The organism is Parendozoicomonas verongulae (assembly GCF_009711465.1).
Lineage (GTDB): Bacteria > Pseudomonadota > Gammaproteobacteria > Pseudomonadales > Endozoicomonadaceae > Sansalvadorimonas > Sansalvadorimonas verongulae.
This window is the reverse complement of sequence record NZ_SMME01000618.1, coordinates 1,620-1,958: the sequence shown is the minus strand read 5'-3', so window position 1 is coordinate 1,958 and position 339 is coordinate 1,620. Positions and strand designations below refer to the sequence as shown.

Here is a 339-nt window from a genome sequence, read left to right as displayed (position 1 = left end):
ATCGAGTTAACACTGGGAAGACATCTTCAGGTTATGGGGGGCATGGATAACTTGAGAAAGGCCCTGGACATCTATACCCGGCTGCGTACCCGGATGGCCGGTGGGCAGGTGAACACCCCTTGTGATGACAAGGAAGTCGAACTGGCTCTGGGCAGACTGTTTCAGGTCATGGGGGGAGCGGATAACCTGAAAAAGGCTCTGGACATCTATACCCAGCTGCGCACCCGGGCGGCCAGAGGGCAGGTAAACACTCCCTGTGAGGACAAAGATGTTGAGTTAACACTAGGTAGACATTTTCAGATTATGGGGGGCATGGATAACATGCAAACGGCCCTGAGT

At 53.7% G+C, this 339-nt stretch carries 1 protein-coding gene; it reads left to right on the top strand.

From position 1 onward, the window contains the following. A partial coding sequence (locus E1189_RS23065) for a hypothetical protein (RefSeq protein ID WP_196221040.1) occupies window positions 1-339 on the top strand: 339 nt, incomplete at both ends.